The 18522-nt window shown below is 48.4% G+C and carries 20 protein-coding genes and 1 pseudogene; 19 read left to right on the top strand and 2 right to left on the bottom strand.

What is annotated here, in order from left to right; all coding sequences use genetic code 11:
- Positions 1–33: 33 nt before the first annotated feature.
- The 11 genes and pseudogenes from atpB to SPB21_RS20185 all read left to right on the top strand — a co-directional run bounded on the left by atpB (position 34) and on the right by SPB21_RS20185 (position 7767).
- Entirely contained in the window at positions 34–795 is a 762-nt protein-coding gene (atpB, locus tag SPB21_RS20235; protein ID WP_172642684.1) for a F0F1 ATP synthase subunit A, read from the top strand.
- 103 nt (positions 796–898) lie between these two features.
- Positions 899–1144: an ATP synthase F0 subunit C gene (gene atpE, locus SPB21_RS20230; protein ID WP_006516215.1), complete on the top strand. Its 246-nt coding sequence runs from the start codon at positions 899–901 to the stop codon at positions 1142–1144.
- Positions 1145–1322: 178 nt separating this feature from the next.
- The gene (locus SPB21_RS20225; RefSeq protein WP_163662439.1) at positions 1323–1751 is read left to right on the top strand and encodes a F0F1 ATP synthase subunit B'; all 429 of its coding nucleotides are present in this window, start codon (positions 1323–1325) and stop codon (positions 1749–1751) included.
- An 81-nt stretch (positions 1752–1832) separates the two neighbouring features.
- On the top strand, positions 1833–2360 hold the full coding sequence (locus SPB21_RS20220) for a F0F1 ATP synthase subunit B (protein WP_163662438.1): 528 nt from the start codon (positions 1833–1835) through the stop codon (positions 2358–2360).
- Positions 2357–2920 (top strand): ATP synthase F1 subunit delta, encoded by a 564-nt coding sequence (gene atpH, locus SPB21_RS20215; protein ID WP_499867594.1) that lies wholly within the window; start codon positions 2357–2359, stop codon positions 2918–2920. Before SPB21_RS20220 ends, atpH begins: the two co-directional genes overlap by 4 nt.
- A gap of 134 nt (positions 2921–3054) precedes the next feature.
- Positions 3055–4569 (top strand): F0F1 ATP synthase subunit alpha, encoded by a 1515-nt coding sequence (gene atpA, locus SPB21_RS20210; protein WP_163662434.1) that lies wholly within the window; start codon positions 3055–3057, stop codon positions 4567–4569.
- A 68-nt stretch (positions 4570–4637) separates the two neighbouring features.
- On the top strand, positions 4638–5582 hold the full coding sequence (locus tag SPB21_RS20205) for a F0F1 ATP synthase subunit gamma (protein ID WP_163662432.1): 945 nt from the start codon (positions 4638–4640) through the stop codon (positions 5580–5582).
- A gap of 188 nt (positions 5583–5770) precedes the next feature.
- Entirely contained in the window at positions 5771–6241 is a 471-nt protein-coding gene (locus tag SPB21_RS20200; RefSeq protein WP_163662430.1) for a hypothetical protein, read from the top strand.
- Between the two features lie 128 nt (positions 6242–6369).
- Positions 6370–6535: pseudogene (locus SPB21_RS20195) on the top strand (Na/Pi cotransporter family protein); the annotation flags it as partial.
- Between the two features lie 312 nt (positions 6536–6847).
- Complete coding sequence (locus SPB21_RS20190) at positions 6848–7063, top strand: hypothetical protein (protein WP_163662428.1); 216 nt, start codon at positions 6848–6850, stop codon at positions 7061–7063.
- A 197-nt stretch (positions 7064–7260) separates the two neighbouring features.
- Positions 7261–7767, top strand: coding sequence for a hypothetical protein (locus tag SPB21_RS20185; RefSeq protein ID WP_163662426.1), 507 nt, complete (start codon positions 7261–7263; stop codon positions 7765–7767).
- A gap of 11 nt (positions 7768–7778) precedes the next feature.
- Here the strand turns inward: SPB21_RS20185 and SPB21_RS20180 are convergent, their stop codons facing one another.
- Positions 7779–9233, bottom strand: coding sequence for a cyclic nucleotide-binding domain-containing protein (locus tag SPB21_RS20180; protein ID WP_163702598.1), 1455 nt, complete (start codon positions 9231–9233; stop codon positions 7779–7781).
- 18 nt (positions 9234–9251) lie between these two features.
- Positions 9252–10709 (bottom strand): DNA repair protein RadA, encoded by a 1458-nt coding sequence (radA, locus tag SPB21_RS20175; RefSeq protein ID WP_499867593.1) that lies wholly within the window; start codon positions 10707–10709, stop codon positions 9252–9254.
- A gap of 436 nt (positions 10710–11145) precedes the next feature.
- On the opposite strand from radA, the gene rpaB reads away from it, so the two are divergent.
- The 8 genes from rpaB (at position 11146) to SPB21_RS20135 (ending at position 18352) form a co-directional block, all read left to right on the top strand.
- The gene (rpaB, locus tag SPB21_RS20170) at positions 11146–11874 is read left to right on the top strand and encodes a response regulator transcription factor RpaB (protein WP_031294240.1); all 729 of its coding nucleotides are present in this window, start codon (positions 11146–11148) and stop codon (positions 11872–11874) included.
- Positions 11875–12056: 182 nt separating this feature from the next.
- The gene (gene plsX, locus SPB21_RS20165; RefSeq protein ID WP_163662420.1) at positions 12057–13091 is read left to right on the top strand and encodes a phosphate acyltransferase PlsX; all 1035 of its coding nucleotides are present in this window, start codon (positions 12057–12059) and stop codon (positions 13089–13091) included.
- 6 nt (positions 13092–13097) lie between these two features.
- Positions 13098–14096 (top strand): beta-ketoacyl-ACP synthase III, encoded by a 999-nt coding sequence (locus tag SPB21_RS20160; RefSeq protein ID WP_163662419.1) that lies wholly within the window; start codon positions 13098–13100, stop codon positions 14094–14096.
- A 113-nt stretch (positions 14097–14209) separates the two neighbouring features.
- Positions 14210–15088 (top strand): ACP S-malonyltransferase, encoded by an 879-nt coding sequence (gene fabD / locus SPB21_RS20155; protein WP_499867592.1) that lies wholly within the window; start codon positions 14210–14212, stop codon positions 15086–15088.
- Between the two features lie 5 nt (positions 15089–15093).
- Entirely contained in the window at positions 15094–15744 is a 651-nt protein-coding gene (locus SPB21_RS20150) for a 1-acylglycerol-3-phosphate O-acyltransferase (RefSeq protein WP_163702784.1), read from the top strand.
- A 72-nt stretch (positions 15745–15816) separates the two neighbouring features.
- The gene (locus tag SPB21_RS20145; protein WP_490794658.1) at positions 15817–16152 is read left to right on the top strand and encodes a DUF2288 domain-containing protein; all 336 of its coding nucleotides are present in this window, start codon (positions 15817–15819) and stop codon (positions 16150–16152) included.
- Complete coding sequence (locus SPB21_RS20140; protein ID WP_499867591.1) at positions 16136–17206, top strand: AI-2E family transporter; 1071 nt, start codon at positions 16136–16138, stop codon at positions 17204–17206. The genes SPB21_RS20145 and SPB21_RS20140 overlap by 17 nt, the downstream gene beginning before the upstream one ends.
- Before the next feature lie 177 nt (positions 17207–17383).
- Complete coding sequence (locus SPB21_RS20135) at positions 17384–18352, top strand: homogentisate phytyltransferase (protein ID WP_490794656.1); 969 nt, start codon at positions 17384–17386, stop codon at positions 18350–18352.
- The last annotated feature ends 170 nt before the right edge of the window (positions 18353–18522 follow it).

Below are 18522 nucleotides of genomic sequence, written 5' to 3'. Positions count from 1 at the left end.
TGGCCTACTGTCTTTTTGGTCAACCTAACCTGAATTAAGATGCTAAGTTTGCTGCACTTTGATGTGTTGCCGTTAGCGGAGCTAGAGGTAGGTCATCACTTCTATTGGCATCTGGGAGGACTTAAACTCCATGGCCAGGTCTTTTTGACCTCTTGGTTTGTGATTGGACTGCTTCTTATAGCTTCTGTTCTGGCTACCCGAAATATGCAAAGGGTGCCTCAGGGTATGCAGAACCTGATGGAGTATGTCTTTGAGTTTGTCAGAGACATTGCGAAGAATCAGCTCGGCGAAAAGGAATATCGTCCTTGGCTGCCGTTTGTAGGCACATTGTTTCTGTTTATCTTTGTGTCTAATTGGTCGGGGGCACTTCTCCCTTGGCATGTAATTGAAATTCCTGAAGGAGAGCTTGCTGCTCCAACCGGTGATATCAATACAACGGTTGCTCTGGCTTTACTGACGTCCTTAGCATATTTTTATGCAGGATTTAAAAAGCGAGGTTTAGGATATTTCGCGAAATACATTGAGCCAACTCCAATTTTGCTACCGATCGCAATTCTTGAAGACTTCACCAAGCCACTTTCACTGAGCTTCCGTCTCTTTGGAAATATCTTGGCAGATGAACTTGTAGTTGCCGTTCTGGTGCTATTGGTCCCTTTGTTTGTCCCCCTGCCCGTTATGATGTTGGGGCTGTTTACTAGTGCCATCCAGGCATTGGTGTTTGCTACTTTAGCGGCAGCCTATATTCACGAGGCTTTGGAAGGGCATGGTGACGAAGGTCACGAGGAGCATGCTTAGCCCCTATTGCTAGAGCGCTTCTAACCTGCAAGTGGCTTTGTTTACTTGCTTTTACTGACTCTCAGTCTTGTTTGTTTCGTATATACCGAAAAGGAAATACATTATGGATCCGTTAGTTGCTTCTGCTTCAGTTATCGCCGCTTCTCTAGCAGTTGGCCTAGCCGCAATTGGCCCTGGTATTGGTCAGGGTAATGCTTCTGGTAAAGCTGTCGAAGGTATTGCTCGTCAGCCCGAAGCAGAAGGTAAAATTCGCGGTACTTTGCTGCTGACTCTTGCATTTATGGAGTCTCTTACCATCTACGGTCTGGTTATTTCTCTGGTACTTCTGTTTGCAAACCCCCTTGCTTAAAGAAGGTTGGCTTTAGGGGCGTTATCTGTGTTCATGGTCCGCATAGGGATTGAACCCTTTGCAGGTAACGCCCTAGTAACTACATTGTGTTGGATTACACCTGAGTTGGGCCAATAACTATTTGTTTCTTCAACTTTTTTGAATGTTGATGGGTTCTCAGGTTTAGGGAAATCGAAAAATGTTTGATTTTGACGCAACGCTGCCTTTGATGGCTTTGCAATTTGTGTTACTCACGTTTCTTCTGAACGCAGTTTTTTTCAAGCCGATTTCAAAGACGCTTGATGATCGTGATGGCTATATTCGAACTAGTAAGTCCTCTGCTGCAGAGTATTTAGAGGCAGCTGAAAAGCTTGCTAAGCAATACGATCAGGAGTTGGCCGACAGTCGGAGACAGGCTCAGCAGTTAATTGCTCAGGCCCAGGCAGAAGCAAAAGAGACTGTTGATAAACAGATCGCTCAGGCTCAGGCAGATGCGCAGCAGCAGCGTGAGCAGGTTCAGAGGGAGTTGGATCAGCAGAAACAGGAGGCTTTGCAGGCTCTTGAGGGGCAAGTTGATTCTCTGAGTCAACAGATTTTAGGCAAGCTTTTGGGTGCTTCGGCTGCTTAGGCTGAATTATTTTGTCCTTCTGACTCGCTTGAGTTTGAGAAGCTGCATTTATAAAGGGATTATTGGCGCGCAGTGATAGCTATGGTTGAAAATTTTTGGCTACTGGCGACAGAAGAGAGTGGGTTTGGTTTAAATTTCGATATTTTAGAAACCAACCTTGTTAATCTTTCTATTCTGATTGCCCTAATTGTTTACTTCGGACGAAGCTTTTTAGGCTCCATCATGGCTGAGCGTCGCTCCAGCATTGAGGCGGCCATTCAAGATGCTGAAAAACGGTTGAAGGAAGCTTCTAAGGCGCTGGGTGAGCAGCAGAAAAATTTGGCCGAGGCTCAGGCAACGGCTGTTCAGATTAAATCTGATGGTGAGGCCGCCGCTAAGGTAGCCAAAGATAATATCCTAGCTCAGGCGTCCAAGGATGTTCAGCGAATGAAGGATGAGGCTGCTCGAGACCTTTCTTCCCAAAGGGATCGTGTGGTGCTTGAGTTGCGTCAGCGCATCTCGGCCCTTGCTGTTGAGAAGGTGGAGTCGCAATTACGCTCCCAGGTGGATGACGGGCTTCAGCAAAGGCTAATTGATCAGAGTATTGGTCTTTTGGGGGGTAGCTTGTGAAAGATAGTGTAGTGATTGAGGGCTTGGTTGCTCCTTACGCTCAGGCATTGTTGTCTGTTGCACAAGACGGTGATTTGGTTGATCGCTTTGGTCAGGACTCTTATGCGTTGACTGAGTTGTTGTCGGCATCTTCTGAACTAAGCCAGCTACTTGAGAATCCGATTATCAATCCTGATATTAAAAAGAATGTTTTGCGCCAAGTGGCATCAGAGCAACTGCATCCGACGATGCTGAACTTTGTTATGTTGCTGGTTGATCGGGGACGCATCGCATTTTTAGGACGTATTTGTGAGCGATATCAAGAATTAGTGCGGGAAATTAATCAGACTGTTCTAGCTGAAGCTACCTCTGCTATTGAGCTCTCTGATTCCCAGAAAGATTCGATTCGCCAGAAGGTGATTGCTATGACCGGTGCTCGTTCTGTCGAGCTTAAGACAGCTCTGGATCCAGAGCTGTTAGGGGGGGTGATTATCAAGGTTGGTTCCCAGGTGATAGATGCCAGTTTGCGGGGTCAGCTGCGGCGTATCAGCATTCAGTTGAGTAGCGCTTCTTCTCGCTAGGGTGTTTGGCACTTGAGCGTTTATCAAGTGTTAGAGTTCGATTTGGTTGAGAATGCTTGTTTTTAGCACCAATCTTATATCGAACATTGTTTAGATGATTTTTTGTTGATATCTGAGTTAGTAGAGCAACTCCAATGGTAAGCATCAGACCTGACGAAATCAGTAGCATTATTAAGCAGCAGATTGAGCAGTATGACCAGGATGTCAAGGTATCCAATGTCGGTACTGTGCTGCAGGTAGGTGACGGTATTGCCCGAATTTACGGCCTGGACCAAGCAATGGCGAGTGAGCTGCTTGAGTTTGAGGATGGCACTGTCGGTATTGCCCTTAACCTTGAAGAGGACAACGTTGGTGCGGTTTTGATGGGTGACGGTCGCAACCTAAGTGAAGGCAGTACTGTTAAGTCAACTGGCAAGATTGCTGAGGTCCCAGTGGGCGATGCGATGCTAGGTCGCGTAGTGGATGCCCTGGCCCGTCCTATTGATGGTAAGGGTGATATCGCTACCACGGATAGCCGTCTGCTAGAGGCACCTGCACCTGGCATCATTGCGCGGAAGTCGGTTTATGAGCCTATGCAAACCGGTATTACCGCAATTGACGCCATGATTCCTGTGGGGCGTGGTCAGCGTGAGCTTATTATTGGTGACCGTCAGACTGGTAAGACTGCGATCGCAATCGACACCATCCTTAACCAGGCGGACCAAGACGTTATTTGTATCTACGTTGCCATTGGTCAGAAGGCAGCTTCTGTCGCCCAGGTAGTTGGCGTGCTCGAAGAGCGTGGCGCTATGGATTACACCATTGTTGTTTCCGCCAATGCTAACGACCCTGCCCCTCTGCAGTTCTTAGCTCCCTACACTGGAGCAGCCCTAGCTGAGTACTTTATGTACCAGGGTAAAGCGACATTGATTATCTACGATGACCTGACTAAGCAAGCCCAGGCCTATCGTCAAATGTCCTTGCTACTACGTCGTCCACCCGGTCGTGAAGCCTATCCTGGAGACGTATTCTTCATCCACTCTCGTTTGCTAGAGCGTGCAGCTAAGCTCAGCCCTGAGCTAGGTGAAGGTAGCATGACAGCCCTGCCCATTATCGAAACCCAGGCAGGTGACGTTTCCGCCTATATTCCCACCAACGTCATTTCCATTACCGACGGTCAGATTTTCTTGTCATCTGACCTGTTTAACTCGGGTCTACGTCCTGCCATTAATGCAGGTATTTCAGTCTCCCGAGTCGGGGGTGCAGCCCAGACCAAGGTAATGAAGAAAGTCGCCGGTAAACTCAAGCTTGAGCTAGCTCAGTTTGACGAGCTACAGGCCTTTGCCCAGTTTGCGTCTGACTTAGATGCAGCTACCCAAGCTCAGCTAGCCCGTGGTGTACGTCTAAGAGAACTTCTAAAACAGTCTCAATACGCTCCTCGGTCCTTGCACGAGCAGGTAACCGTCGTCTATGGCGGCATTAATGGTCTGTTTGATGATGTACCGGTGGAGAAGGTTGCTCCTTTAGTTGCTGAGCTATGCAACTACATCAATACCAGCAAGCCTGAGTTGGTTAAGGAAATCAACGAAGGTAAGAAACTAACTGACAAGGTTAAGGAATTGGCAAGTGAAGCGATTGCTGAGTGCAAGCAGTCCTTCATGGCAGCATAGGAGGAGGTTGGCCTGTCCCTGGTTGACTGATTCAGTCAACTAGGGACATTAGGCTGAGAACAACATATATGCCTAATCTCAAACTGATTCGTGACCGGATTAAATCGGTCAAAAACACTCGTAAAATTACCGAAGCGATGCGCCTGGTGGCCGCCGCGAAGGTGCGTCGTGCCCAGGAACAGGTTGAAGCAACCCGCCCTTTTGCCGATCGCTTAGCTCAGGTGTTTTACGGCCTTCAGACTCGATTAAAGTTTGAAGATGCTAACTTGCCCCTGTTGCAAATTAGAGACGTTCGCAATGTTGCTTTGGTTGTTGTGTCTGCCGATCGTGGTCTTTGCGGTGGCTACAATGCCAATATTATTCGTCGTGCTGAGACCCGTGCGAAGGAACTCAAGGCTGCAGGTATTGGTTATCAGATGGTGTTGATTGGTCGTAAGGCGATTCAGTATTTTCAGAATCGTGATTACCCCATTGATTCAACTTTCGATGGCCTGGAGCAGATTCCGACAGCGGAAGAGGCCTCTAGTATTGCCGATAAGGCTTTGTCGCTGTTCTTATCTGAAGAGGTAGACCGAGTAGAGTTGATTTATACAAGGTTTGTATCCTTGGTTAGTTCTCGTCCTGTCACTCAGACGTTATTGCCTCTGGACCCCGAAGGTCTGGATAAGGAAGATGAGATCTTTCGCCTAACGACTCGCGGTGGACAGTTTAAGGTAGAGCGTGAACCGGTTGAGACCCAGCAAGTGCAGTTACCCCAAGATATGATCTTTGAACAGGATCCGGTTCAAATCTTGGATGCACTGTTACCGCTGTATCTGAATAACCAGATCTTGCGAGCTCTGCAAGAGTCCGCAGCGAGTGAGCTTGCGGCTCGAATGACTGCAATGAACAACGCCAGTGACAATGCTAGTGAGTTAGTTAAGACGTTAACTCTGGACTATAACAAAGCTCGTCAGGCGGCCATTACCCAAGAGATCCTTGAGGTGGTTGGGGGTGCTGCTGCGTTAGGATAAGCAGTCATACAGTTGAGTTGCTCTCAGATTTAACCCCATATGTACTGGCAGTGCGTAGCACTGCCTTTTTTTGCTTGGTAGGGGCGTTCCATGGCACGATCCTGCCTCTATATTCAAGATTTAAGGAACCCTGTACATTTTTTAGAAAAAGGCTATATCCTGTAAACCAATTGTCTCGGACAGAGCCCATGGTCAACGAAGTATCTCAGTGGCTAGCGGAGATTCAGACATTACAGCAGCAATTGAATGTTCTAAATCAAGAGCGTGATCAGGCCTATGCTAGTGCAGCTAACTGGCGAAGGTTGTATGAGTCAGAATCCGAGCAGCGTCGTAACGATGCTGAGAGAAGTCAAACACGGATTCGGGTATTGGCCAATGAATTAGAAAATTTAAAACAGTCACCTGCTGACGGTGAAGTCTCTCGTGATTTGCAAAAGGCTTTGGCCCAGGTTGAACATCTGGAGTCGGTAGATGAGTTGCGATCGCAGTTAACTCAGGCTCTGACCCGATGTGCTCAGCTGTCCAGTACCCTTAAAGCTGAGCAGGTAGCCCACGAAGAAACTCGCCAAAGCTTGACCACAGCCCTTGGAGATACCATTGATTTGTTAGCTAAAGATCAAACGTCCCAGAGCGATGAATCGTTAGATTCTACAGAGTAGTTCAAAACGTATTAACCTGTCGTTCATCTGTTTAAAACAGAAGATTGACTCTATGTCCCTACAGAGTCAACCTCAAAAGAATTTAGCCATACCGTAGTTCAGTGTTGTCTTTGTGGGATGCTTGCTGAATTCTGCTCCTGTCATCCTCGACAACCATCAGTTTAATGATCCCTCTGGCATGTGCAGGCGTATTTGGCCTAGCTCAGATTTATCCCTTTACCTCGGGTGCTAATATCGGTCCTGCATAACGGGCCTGCTAGCGCAGCCACAGCCGTGTCTGGAGCCGCCCTAGAAAGCCCATTAGCGATACGGTGGATGTTCTTGGGGGCAATGTGCAGCTGTGGTCAACCCACACTAAAACCTGGATGACCATAATATTTCTTGGTGTGGAATTTTTAGCTTCATAGTCCCCAAAACCTATAACCCTTTGTGTAAAAGGATACTCAGGCTTTTACTGGGTGACTTAAGGTCTAGCCAATGCGTTATGCATAGGAAATATCAAGGGATAGATTAAATATTGGTATCTTTTGATTAAGTTATGGTGGGAACTTTTGGGTTAAAATTCCGATGCTACTTCGCTGAGTAGTTCTTACTAGCGACATAATTATGAAAACTGTTTCTAAAACCAAGGCGATTTCTGAGTCTGTGCCGAGTAAAAGCGCTTCTACCCGCGAGACTCAGCCAGCGTCTGACGATAAAAAAATCTACCTCGCTGAATTAAAATCTTACCCATATCAGCCGGACATTCAGGTTGAAATCTTGCACTTACAAGCCGAGGCAGATGCTTTGCTATTACAGCTCAAAGCTATGGGCTGCCAGTAATTTTAGCGATATGCCCATTGTTGATTTGGGGCGGTGCTCAGGGCTAATGCTTGGGTCAATAGCTGTTCATTAGGGCCATCGTGTTAAGGCATATTGCTTAGACGATGGGTGCTGTGTTAAGAAAAGCAGCGCATTCGATTCGGACCTCGTCGAAAACGCATACGTTAGGGAAATGTTGATCCATTCGTATGCATTTCATGAGCTACCAGCGCTATCCTTTGTCAACTTTCAACCCACCGTCTGACAACTCGCTGCGTACACTAAACTATCATGACACCTACAAATGCCCGGTTTGTGGTCATGGTGAATTGTCAGAGCTGACATTGACAGAAGCATTTGCCTGTAACTTTTGTCGACATATTTTCTCGGCTAACTTAGAAGCTCAGTCTGTTCAAATGGTGGACAACGTTCAGCCTATGGTTTGGTTTTGGACGGGGGATCGATGGCGTCATAACCGTCACTCTGATGGCCATGTGACAGCTGTTGTCTGGAGTTTTGCCCTGGCTATTGCTTGTTTGCCCGCCTTGCTGATAATGGTGTCGAACTATATGTTTCCACCGATTGATGGTGCTGGGCTGAATCAGTTTTCTATTGTTTGGACGGTAATTACCCTGTTGGCTCATGCCACTATTGTGCTGTGGCTAATTGCTGAACATTATCAGTGGCCCTGGTATGTGACAGCAAAAATTAAATTAAGTCGCTGATGGGAGATTGACTACAAATCAAACATTCGTTTCAAACGCTTTCTAGCCCAGATTACGGGATTAGCATCGTCCTCGCTGGAGTCAACTAAGTTGAGCGATCGCATTTCCCGTTGGCGTTTTGCAAGTTCGTCTCGATGGTGTGCCATGGCTTGCACCACTTGGTTTGAGAGGTCGGGATATCGCCGCAGTAAATCAGAGAAACTAGGCTGATTAATAACGAATAGCAGGGCGTCTTCAGAAACTCGTGCCATGGCGGTGCGGGGTACCCCCAACAGCAATGCAACTTCACCAAAAAATTGTCCTGGTCCAAGGGTGGCGAGATGACGGTTGAGTTTTTCAGCTAAGATGTCGACTTTGCCCTCCAGCAAAATGTAAAACGAATTGCCAGAATCTCCTTCATGAAACAGAGTGGTACCGGCATGGCTGCGCTGACGATGGCCAATCTCAATGAGTTGTCGAATTTCTAGGTCGTTAAAGTTAGCAAAGTAGCTCACCTGGCGCAGCATGTCTTTTAGGGTGATGGGGGTGGGTGAGACAACAGGGCGATGCTCTAGGGCAATTTGTCGATTAAAGAAGGGCGGCTTGCTATCCCCATTGTTTTGGGGGGCTAAGTTTCGAATCCATACATCTCGCTGGGGGAAGGCAATTTCAACATTGTGCTGGCGTAAATTATATTCAATGGTGAAATGGAGCGAGCTTTGCACGTTGAATCGCTTATTCACATCCACCCAAACCCATAACTCAAATTCGAGGGCATCTTCGCCAAAGGATAGAAACATGGCTTTGGGCATCGGTTTACTGCACACTGCCGGCTCCATGTGGGCGGATTTTAGCAACAGTTCAGTCACCAAGATAGGGTCGCTGTCGTAGGACACCCCTACTGGAATTTTGAGACGGGCAATGGAGGTGTTGTAGCTCCAATTTAGAACTCGATTTTTGATCAGCTGGTTATTGGGAATGACGACATCGCCATCATCGAGGGTGCGAATAATGGTGGATCGAAGATTGACTTCAATAATGCGACCCACTAAACCTTGAAAGCGGTGGTCATCGAGTTCAATGAGATCATTGACCTTTAGGGTGCGCTCAAACAGCATGATCAGACCGCTGATAAAGTCATCCGCAATGTGCTGTAGACCAAACCCAATACCAACGCCTAAGCCGCCCAGAATAATGCCCAGGGAGCTTAAGTTGATGCCCGTGTATTGAATGGCGATGAAAATGGCGATGACACCGACTGCATAGCTCACTAAGGTGGCGATTGCCTCGCGGTTATTGGCGTCAATGCCTGCTAATAGATGCCGTTTGAGGACACGTTTGACTAACCCAATGGTGAAGAAAATCACGGTTAGCCAAATGCAGAGGCTGACGATTAGCTTGGGTGTGATGGTGGTGTTGCCTAACACCACTAGCTTGGTGTTGAACAGTTGGCTAAGCCGCTGAAGAAAATCTGAAAATAAATCCATGGGGCAGAGATCAATGGCTCACTCGTCTGTATCAACTTGAAATGCGAGGGCAGTTGCGATCGCATCTACTACTCTGCCCACTTCAGTGATCTCCATGTTCAACCCTGGTATTTTCTGGCCTTTAGGGACTAATGCCCGTTTAAATCCTAGTTTGGCGGCTTCTTTGAGGCGTAATTCCATTTGGGCAACGGGGCGTACTTGACCGCCAAGACCCACTTCTCCAATGAGGACTAACTCCGGATCGACGATGCGATCGCGAAAACTAGCAGCAACGGCAATGGCAATTCCCAAATCTGCCGCCGGTTCTCCGACACTCAACCCACCTGACGAAGCCACATAGGCATCCAGCTTAGACAGTGGAATCCCCACCCGTTTCTCTAGCACGGCTAGAATCTGTAGCAAGCGATTGTATTCAATCCCGGTGGTCGAACGCCGGGGTGAGCTATAGCTGGTGGGACTTACCAGGGACTGAAGCTCCACCACTAGAGGCCGTGAACCCTCACAGGCCACAATTGTGGAAATTCCTGGCACCTGTTCATCTCGATTTCCCATAAATAGAGCAGATGGGTTGGGAACTTCCTCTAACCCCTGGGAGACCATTTCAAAGACCCCCAGCTCATGGGTAGCCCCAAAGCGGTTTTTGACCGACCGCAGCAGTCGATGGCTTGCAAACCGATCGCCTTCAAAGTACAACACTGTGTCTACCAGGTGCTCTAGCACCTTAGGGCCAGCAATTGCCCCTTCTTTGGTGACATGACCGACGATAAACAGCGTGATATTTTCTCGTTTGGCCAGCTGCATCAGCGCCGAAGTACATTCCCGTACCTGGGATACTGACCCCGGTGCAGAGGTGAGTTGGTTGTAGAACAATGCCTGAATACTATCGATGACGGCAACCCGAGGCCGTAGGGATTCCAGTTCTGAAAGGATGGTGTCCAAATCGGTTTCTGGCAGGAGATATAGCGATTCTGGGGAATTTTGAGTTGTCGGCTGGACACTGCCCACTTTATCCGATGTTTTTCCCTGATTAGCCGCGATGCCGAGGCGTTGCGATCTCAACTTCACCTGCTGCCCCGATTCCTCAGCACATACATATAAGACCGCCGTCCGCGCTGACAATTGATTGGCAGTTTGCAATAACAGTGTAGATTTACCGATGCCAGGGTCGCCACCCACCAGTACCAAAGAACCCGGCACAATGCCCCCCCCTAACACCCGGTCAAGCTCGCCATAGCCAGAGGTAATACGCGTTTGAGGGTGATCGGCAATTTGGTTAAACGTTTTAGAGATACGAGGTTTAGTCTCTCCTCGTTTGCTGGTGGTACTGCGATGCCCTGGGCGGCTTTTGCTAGATGCAGGCTCTACTACCTGTTCCACCAGGGAATTCCAGCTGCCACACACGGCACATTTGCCAAAATACTGCCGCGATTCTGCGCCGCATTCATTGCATACGTAAATCGAGCGAGTTTTAGCCATGCCTGTTATTGAAACAAATGAACTATAGATATATGGTAAACATTGGCAGGGGCTAAAAACCCAATGGACCCAGGGGATAGATGCTTAGAGACGGACGAACAACTTTAAGTAAATCTGTGCAAAACTTGTTAACGAAAAAATCACCGATAATATACTCTACAAATTTTGACTGTTGGAGAACAACCTTAAGAAACGTTGAAAACCTCAGCAACAAAAGGTGATGGCTTGAAAAACGCAATACAATGTTAGGTATCTTAAATAAGCTCTAATTAAAGCTTTAATCAGGAGTCCTTCAATTACTGATGGGGTTTCGATCTTTTTTGAGACACCTAACAGTTGATGAATTTGTCGGTTTTTCAAGGGTTTGAGCCATATGCTCTGCCCTTCAACGGTCGAAGTCTTCTGCCGTCGCCGTTATGTAGGAGTTCAAGAAACTTTGGAAAGCGTAAAAGAGAAAATCTTGGTTGTCGATGACGAAGCCAGTATTCGTCGTATCCTGGAAACCCGCCTTTCGATGATTGGCTACGATGTCGTAACTGCGGCGGATGGCGAAGAAGCGTTAGACACTTTCCGGCATGAAATTCCTGATCTAGTTGTTCTTGATGTGATGATGCCCAAGCTCGATGGCTATGGCGTTTGTCAAGAGTTACGCAAGGAATCTGATATCCCAATCATTATGTTGACGGCGCTGGGGGATGTGGCGGATCGTATTACTGGCTTAGAATTGGGTGCTGATGACTATGTGGTGAAACCTTTCTCCCCCAAAGAGTTGGAGGCTAGAATCCGTTCTGTATTGCGCCGGGTTGAGAAAACTGGCACCTCTGGTATCCCCAGTTCTGGTGTGATCACCATCAACAATATTCGAATTGATACCAATAAGCGTCAGGTATACAAAGGTGATGAGCGTATCCGGCTAACGGGTATGGAGTTTAGTTTGCTGGAGCTCTTAGTTAGTCGTTCTGGTGAGCCCTTTTCTCGCTCTGAGATTTTGCAAGAAGTTTGGGGCTATACGCCTGAGCGTCATGTGGATACCCGTGTGGTGGATGTCCATATCTCCAGATTGCGGGCGAAGTTGGAAGATGACCCCAGCAATCCTGAGTTGATTTTGACAGCACGGGGAACGGGGTACCTTTTCCAGCGAATTGTTGAGCCTGGCGAAGAGTAGTCTCCATCAGATCAGCTAATTGGCTGAAATGATTTGTGTCTCTGGGGATGTATCTGTGTATGGGGTTAATGCCCGAATATTTGGAAGCTTGGGGTTGAGCTTTTGTCAGAAAACTGTAGTTGTGGATTTTCACTCGGTTTCAGTCTGATAGAATTTCTTAAAGTTTCTATAGATTCAATTCGATGGGCTTAACTCAAGCGCGGATCGCAGTTGATGCAATGGGGGGCGATTATGCACCTGCCGAAATCGTTGCTGGAGCTATTAGGGCAAGGGAAGAGCTAGATGTTGAAATCTTGCTTGTCGGTAATCCTGACCAAATTAGGGCTTCTGTGGCTAACCCCGACAGCTTAAGTCGGATTGAGATTGTGCCATCTGAGGGCACGATTGAGATGCATGAGGAGCCACTTAGCGCTCTACGCAAAAAGCGTAATGCATCGATCAATGTCGCCATGGATATGGTGAAGAAAGGTCGTGCTGATGCTGTTGTGTCAGCAGGTCATTCTGGGGCAGCTATGGCAGCTGCCCTTTTGCGTCTAGGTCGGATTAAGGGGATTGACAGACCTGCTATTGGTGCAGTCTTTCCCACGGTGGTGGCTGGCAAGCCGGTTTTAATTTTGGATGTGGGTGCCAATGTTGACTGTCGACCCAAATTTTTAGAGCAATTTGCTCTTATGGGTAGTGTTTACTCCGAGTATGCCTTTGGGGCGAAAAATCCTCGGGTTGGTTTGCTCAATATTGGTGAAGAGCCCAGTAAGGGTAACGATGTTGCTGTGCAAGTGCATCAGGCCCTGCTCGATTCAACGACTATCAATTTTGTGGGCAATGCCGAAGGGCGAGACGTCCTTTCAGGCAATTTTGATGTGATTGTCTGCGATGGTTTTGTTGGCAATGTATTACTGAAATTTGCTGAGGCCGTTGGTGAGGTTGCTGTCAATATTCTCCGAGAGGAACTACCACGCGGTATTTTAGGAAAGCTGGGAGTGCTGATTCTCAAAGGCAATCTCAAGCGTATTAAACAACGTCTTGATCACGCTGAGCATGGTGGTGCTTTGTTGTTAGGGGTTAACGGTGTGGCTGTAATTAGTCATGGTAGCTCTAACGCACCTTCCATATTTAATGCTATTCGTCTGTCTAAAGAGGCTGTCGATAACGGTGTGATTGGGCATATCCAGGGGCAGTACCAAAAGGTTGCTGCATCAGTGACCAACGGAGACTAGAAACTAATGATAAAAGGTGAGGCCGGTGTGGCCTTTATTGGCAGCGGTAGTGCTCAGGTTGAGACAGTGCTGAGTAACGATATGCTCAGTCAAATGGTTGAAACCTCTGACGAGTGGATTTCTACCCGCACAGGCATTCGCCAGCGTCATCTGGCTAGCATGAACGAGTCGCTGACTGAGTTGGCTGCTCAAGCTGCTCAAGCTGCGATCTCAGCCGCTAATCTCGCCCCTGACGACATTGATTTAATCATCCTGGCCACCTCCACCCCTGACGATTTGTTTGGTACTGCCTGTCAGGTACAGGCGGCCATTGGAGCAAATCGTGCCGTTGCCTTTGACCTGACGGCAGCTTGTTCAGGGTTTGTGTTTGGTATCGTCACCGCCGCTCAGTTTATTCGCACCGGTACTTACCAAAATGTTGTGGTTATTGGTGCTGACTTGTTGAGCCGTTGGGTCGACTGGCAAGATCGGACTACCTGTGTACTGTTTGGCGATGGAGCCGGAGCCGTTGTGATGCAGGCGTGCGATCGCGACCGTTTACTGGGCTTTGAAATGCACAGCGATGGCTCGATGAACGGTTGTTTGCGCCTCGCCTATCAGCCTGAATCGAACGCTCTAATGGATGGTGTTACCAGCCAACAGGGGACATTTAAGACCATTACAATGAATGGCCGTGAGGTCTACCGTTTTGCTGTTAGTCGAGTGCCAGAGGTTTTAGAAAAGACCCTGTTCCATGCAGGCCTAGCGGCTGACGACATTGACTGGCTGATCTTACACCAGGCCAACCAGCGTATTTTAGACGCCGTTGCGAAACGACTAAAGCTGCCGAACGATCGGGTGGTTAGCAATATGGCCAAGCACGGCAATACATCTGCTGCCTCGATTCCCATTGCGTTAGATGAATGGGTGCGCACCGGTAATGTCAAGCCTGGCCACAAAATTGCAATATCTGGTTTTGGCGCAGGTTTAACCTGGGGTGCAGCCTTGCTGGAATGGGGGCTATAAGATTTGCAAGGTGCGGCAGACGACGCCCACCCTGCGTTATCGGCTGCTTGCCTACCCTTTTCGAATGCGTCATTTACTGAGACATTGAAGAACGGACGAATACGCTAATAACAATGACAAAGACCGTGTGGGTATTTCCGGGGCAAGGGTCCCAGTCTGTAGGTATGGGTGATGATTTGGCCGATGTGGCCAAAGACAGATTGGCAGAGGCTGAAGATGTTTTGGGTTGGTCAGTATTGGGCCAATCGCAAAGTGAGGAATTTCAGCAGGCCAACACCCTGTATACCCAACCCTGTCTTTATGTGATTGAATGCATTTTAGTAGATTTGTTGGGGGAAAAAGGCCATCACCCTGACATGACAGCTGGCCATAGTCTGGGAGAGTATTCTGCCCTTTACGCAGCTGGGGTGTTTGATTTTATTACCGGTCTCTGTCTGGTGAAGCGGCGCTCAGAATTGATGGCCCAGGCTGACGATGGGGCGATGGCTGCTCTGATGGGGTTTCAGCGCCAGGAACTGGAGGAGAAACTGGCGCTGACCGAAGGCGTGGTACTGGCCAATGATAATAATCCTGGCCAGGTGGTGATTTCAGGCAGTCCCCAGGCAGTTGAAGCCATTATGCACGGCATTAAGGTGAAGCGGGCCGTCAAGCTTAATGTGGGGGGAGCCTTTCATTCTCCGTTGATGGCCCCTGCTGCCCATGAGTTTGATCAGATACTGGCTGATGTGCCCTTCAAAGATGCCAGTGTTCCCGTGCTCTCCAATGTGGATCCCACACCAACCACCGATGGAGACCTGTTGAAAAAGCGTCTGATGCAGCAGATGACGGGCTCGGTACGCTGGCGTGAAATCTCCCTGAGTCTGCCTGACCAGGGCATAGGCACTGTTGTTGAAGTGGGGCCAGGAAAAGTCCTTACCGGTTTGATCAAGCGTACTTGCCGCAGCTTAGGGCTGAAAAACATCGGTACTTTAGAGCAGGTTGAAGCGTTTTGAAGCCAGTGAATCATCACCCACGACAGCGGGAACCTAGACTCAGTTTGCTGCTTTACTACCTGTTTAAGTGGTCGGTGGTCAATCCAATGTTGAGGGGCTATTTTCGTGGACGCATCTATGGTGCAGAAAATATGCCCAAAGCAGGCCCGGTGCTGGTGGTGGCTAACCATGCCAGTGACTTTGATCCACCGATTGTGTCCTCCTGCGTGCGTCGTCCCGTTTCGTATATGGCGAAGCAAGAGTTGTTTAAGGTGCCGGTTTTAGCGCCTGCAATTCGTGCCTATGGGGCTTATCCAGTAAAGCGTGGTGGGTCAGCTCGTGGGGCGATTCAGGCGGCCTTGCAACAGCTGGAAAAAGGGTGGGCCGTGGGTGTATTTCTACAGGGAACCCGCACCCGTGATGGCCGTATCCCGGAGCCAAAACTGGGGGCGGCAATGATTGCTGCTAAGGCTCAAGTGCCGTTAGTGCCCGTCAGTCTATGGGGAACCCATCGCATTTTGCCCCGGGGGGGCAAATTTCCCAAGCCTTTACCGGTGACTGTGCGCATTGGCCCGTCCATTGCACCGCCAGAGTCGACCAAGGATAAGGCGGCGCTACGGACTTTGACCGAATATTGTTGCGATCGCATCCATGCCATGCACGATCTTGGGCGGTGATGCAAAGGTTACAATAATTCTTCAATCAGAGTGATAGTTTTTTGACCTACCACTGTCCAGCGGAGCCATAAAATGACCCAAGACTTAAGACAAGACCTAGCGAATATGGTGGGTCCTACCGAGTGGGATTGGCTAAAACCTCATATTGCCCGTGATACGGTTGTCTTTGTAGATCCTCAGCTTGATCTAGTGGAAGTGGGCATGGCCTTGACCAATGATAATGTACAGTTTGTGCAACGCTGGATTGGTGAGCAGCTAATTACCAAACCTTCCAGGGAGCAATTACAGACTTGGGGTGTGGATGGCCCTCCCAATCGATTGCAGTCTCTCATTGTTCAGCCCTATGTTTTAGTCCAAGAGATTTTGCAAGTAGCGGACACCAATAGTAATAGTGGCTCCTCGACTTAACCCGCAGACAAAGCCCTCGCTGGAGACAGTACAGGCCGTTTTGGCTCAGCTAGACAATTCGGTGCTTGTGCGATTTCTCCTGCTTTTAGCGAGTGGCTGGGGCGTATTGCAGCTATTGACGTATTTTGAAATCGTGGTGGTCATTTTTGTGATTTCCACTATTTTAGCGTTTTTGCTCAGTTATCCGGTGCGATGGTGTCGCCGCTTTTTACCCCATGGCATGGCTGTCTTTGGGGTGTTTATGGTGGCTTTGATATTGGTTGGTGGTATGGCAACCACCCTGGCGTTAGCTGTGATTGCTCAAGGTCAAAATTTGCTAGAAAATGGCACTGATTTTCTCAATGCTTTGCTGCCGATCATAGAGTTTGTTGAAACTGCACTACGGCAGTGGAATGTGCAGGTAGATCTGCAAGCCCTGGGAGAACAGCTACAGCAGCAGGCAACTAACCTCTTGGGATCTGGCTTGGGGTTGGTGCAGACACTGCTGGAAAATTTCATCAATGCAATTCTCATTGCTGTGGTGACTTTTTTTATGATGCTAGATGGCCCCCGCCTATGGCGATGGATTTTAAAGGCGATCCCTGCCAATCAACAGAAGCGATTAACCTTAACCATTCAGCAAAATCTTCTTGGATTTTTTTGGGGACGACTGCTGTTGTCCATCTTTTTTGCAGTGTCTACATTTGTTGTTTTTTTGCTGCTGAAGATTCCCTATGCCCTGGTTTTAGCCGTTATTGCGGGGCTTTTTGACCTGATACCTGGCATTGGTGCCACATTGGGGGTGGGATTAATAGGATTGTTGTTGTTGTCACAAGGATTGGGTATGGCTGTGCAATCCATTGTGGTGTGTATTTTGTTACAACAAGTCGAAGAGAATATGTTGTTACCCCATGTGATGCGAGACTCTCTGAATATTAATCCGGTGGTCATGTTTTTTGCCCTGCTTGTTGGCGTACGAGTAGCGGGGTTACTGGGGGTGTTTCTGGCAATTCCTATTGCTGGGGTGATTGTGAGCCTATTGGATGTGGATGAACTGAAAGGGCGGTCGACGTAACGGAATGTTTTAGAGGCATTCTATGGAACGCTCCTGCAAACAATAAAAATGAGAGCCCTCTGCCTAGGAAGATACAAATGTTTAGCAGATCTATTAAGCATTTCAACAATGCTCGGAATCTGTTGACGGTCTCGGGAAAACTCGGCATGGTGATTTGAGAGGTTCCCCATAATGCCGATGACTAAATCTGCACTTAGTCCTCCATCTCTAAATCTATTGCAAAGTCCTATCCCATGGTTGCGGGCGTTTTGGAAGTTTTCTCGACCCCATACGATTGTGGGCACTAGCCTGAGCGTATTGGGGTTGTTTGGCATTGCCTGGGCGACCCGCCACCCGGCAGGGCTATCACCTGGGACATTTGATGTGTGGCAGGGGATCAGTGCTCTCTGGCTGACTTGGTTGGTTTGTATGTGTACCAATATTTACATTGTTGGTCTCAATCAGATTGAAGATGTTGCCGCTGATCATGTCGAGAAACCTTATCTGCCCATCGCAACAGGAGAGTTTTCGTCTGCCCAGGCCAAGATGCTAGTGGGCATTGCCTGTAGCGGTGCCATCTTGCTGGCAGTGCTATCCCAGAGCCTTTATTTAATGGTTACTGTTTGGCTCAGTCTAGCGATTGGTACAGCCTATTCACTGCCCCCGCTGCGATTAAAACGATTCCCTCTGCTGGCTTCATTTTGCACCCTGTTGGTGAGGGGGGCAGTGGTGAATTTAGGGATCTATTTGCATGTGGCAAGCCAGCTGGGATTGCTGCCCCAGGTACCTGGTCGGGTATGGGTGTTGACGCTGGTGGTGTTGCTGTTTAGTAGTGCGATCGCACTACTAAAAAAATTGCAAGACGCGTCCTACGTTATCGACGATTGGAGAATAGCCAAGATATTGCGGAGTGTCTGGTGGCTGCTCACGGTTTGTTACATTAGCCTCATTCTGACCGCGCCATTGATTTCGGCCATCAATACTGAATTTTTAGCGGTCACCCATGGCTTGGCACTGGGTTATTTCTGGTATCTGAGCCGTCAAGTGCAGCTAGAGTCTGGTAATGCTAGCGGTGCCTATATGAGTCACAGAGAGTATTACCAATTCATCTGGAAATTATTGTTTATCGAATACCTGATTTTCCCCACTGCCTGCTTGTTGTATTAGTAGCCCGTATAAGAAGCACCTGTATGAAGCATGCTAATGCGGTGCAGAGTATTGAGGGATAGTGCTTATCAGCCTAAACCTAGAAATCGTAAGGAAAGGCGTTCTATAGTTATGTACTCCTAGGCAACAGTGTACGGGAGCCCAAATGTGCCTGTAAATTTACGGTTTTG

It is taken from the genome of Leptothoe sp. ISB3NOV94-8A, assembly GCF_043421595.1.
GTDB classification, from domain to species: domain Bacteria; phylum Cyanobacteriota; class Cyanobacteriia; order Phormidesmidales; family Phormidesmidaceae; genus Leptothoe; species Leptothoe turfae.
Note: the sequence above shows the minus strand (reverse complement) of the source record. Positions and strands in the feature narration are given on the sequence as shown.

Coding starts and splice junctions, on each gene's coding strand:
- atpE (WP_006516215.1), top strand. CDS start 899: ATGGATCCGTTAGTTGCTTCTGCTTCAGTTATCGCCGCTTCTCTAGCA.
- SPB21_RS20225 (WP_163662439.1), top strand. CDS start 1,323: ATGTTTGATTTTGACGCAACGCTGCCTTTGATGGCTTTGCAATTTGTG.
- SPB21_RS20220 (WP_163662438.1), top strand. CDS start 1,833: ATGGTTGAAAATTTTTGGCTACTGGCGACAGAAGAGAGTGGGTTTGGT.
- atpA (WP_163662434.1), top strand. CDS start 3,055: ATGGTAAGCATCAGACCTGACGAAATCAGTAGCATTATTAAGCAGCAG.
- SPB21_RS20205 (WP_163662432.1), top strand. CDS start 4,638: ATGCCTAATCTCAAACTGATTCGTGACCGGATTAAATCGGTCAAAAAC.
- SPB21_RS20200 (WP_163662430.1), top strand. CDS start 5,771: ATGGTCAACGAAGTATCTCAGTGGCTAGCGGAGATTCAGACATTACAG.
- SPB21_RS20190 (WP_163662428.1), top strand. CDS start 6,848: ATGAAAACTGTTTCTAAAACCAAGGCGATTTCTGAGTCTGTGCCGAGT.
- SPB21_RS20185 (WP_163662426.1), top strand. CDS start 7,261: ATGAGCTACCAGCGCTATCCTTTGTCAACTTTCAACCCACCGTCTGAC.
- SPB21_RS20180 (WP_163702598.1), bottom strand. CDS start 9,233: ATGGATTTATTTTCAGATTTTCTTCAGCGGCTTAGCCAACTGTTCAAC.
- radA (WP_499867593.1), bottom strand. CDS start 10,709: ATGGCTAAAACTCGCTCGATTTACGTATGCAATGAATGCGGCGCAGAA.
- plsX (WP_163662420.1), top strand. CDS start 12,057: ATGGGCTTAACTCAAGCGCGGATCGCAGTTGATGCAATGGGGGGCGAT.
- SPB21_RS20160 (WP_163662419.1), top strand. CDS start 13,098: ATGATAAAAGGTGAGGCCGGTGTGGCCTTTATTGGCAGCGGTAGTGCT.
- fabD (WP_499867592.1), top strand. CDS start 14,210: ATGACAAAGACCGTGTGGGTATTTCCGGGGCAAGGGTCCCAGTCTGTA.
- SPB21_RS20145 (WP_490794658.1), top strand. CDS start 15,817: ATGACCCAAGACTTAAGACAAGACCTAGCGAATATGGTGGGTCCTACC.
- SPB21_RS20135 (WP_490794656.1), top strand. CDS start 17,384: ATGACTAAATCTGCACTTAGTCCTCCATCTCTAAATCTATTGCAAAGT.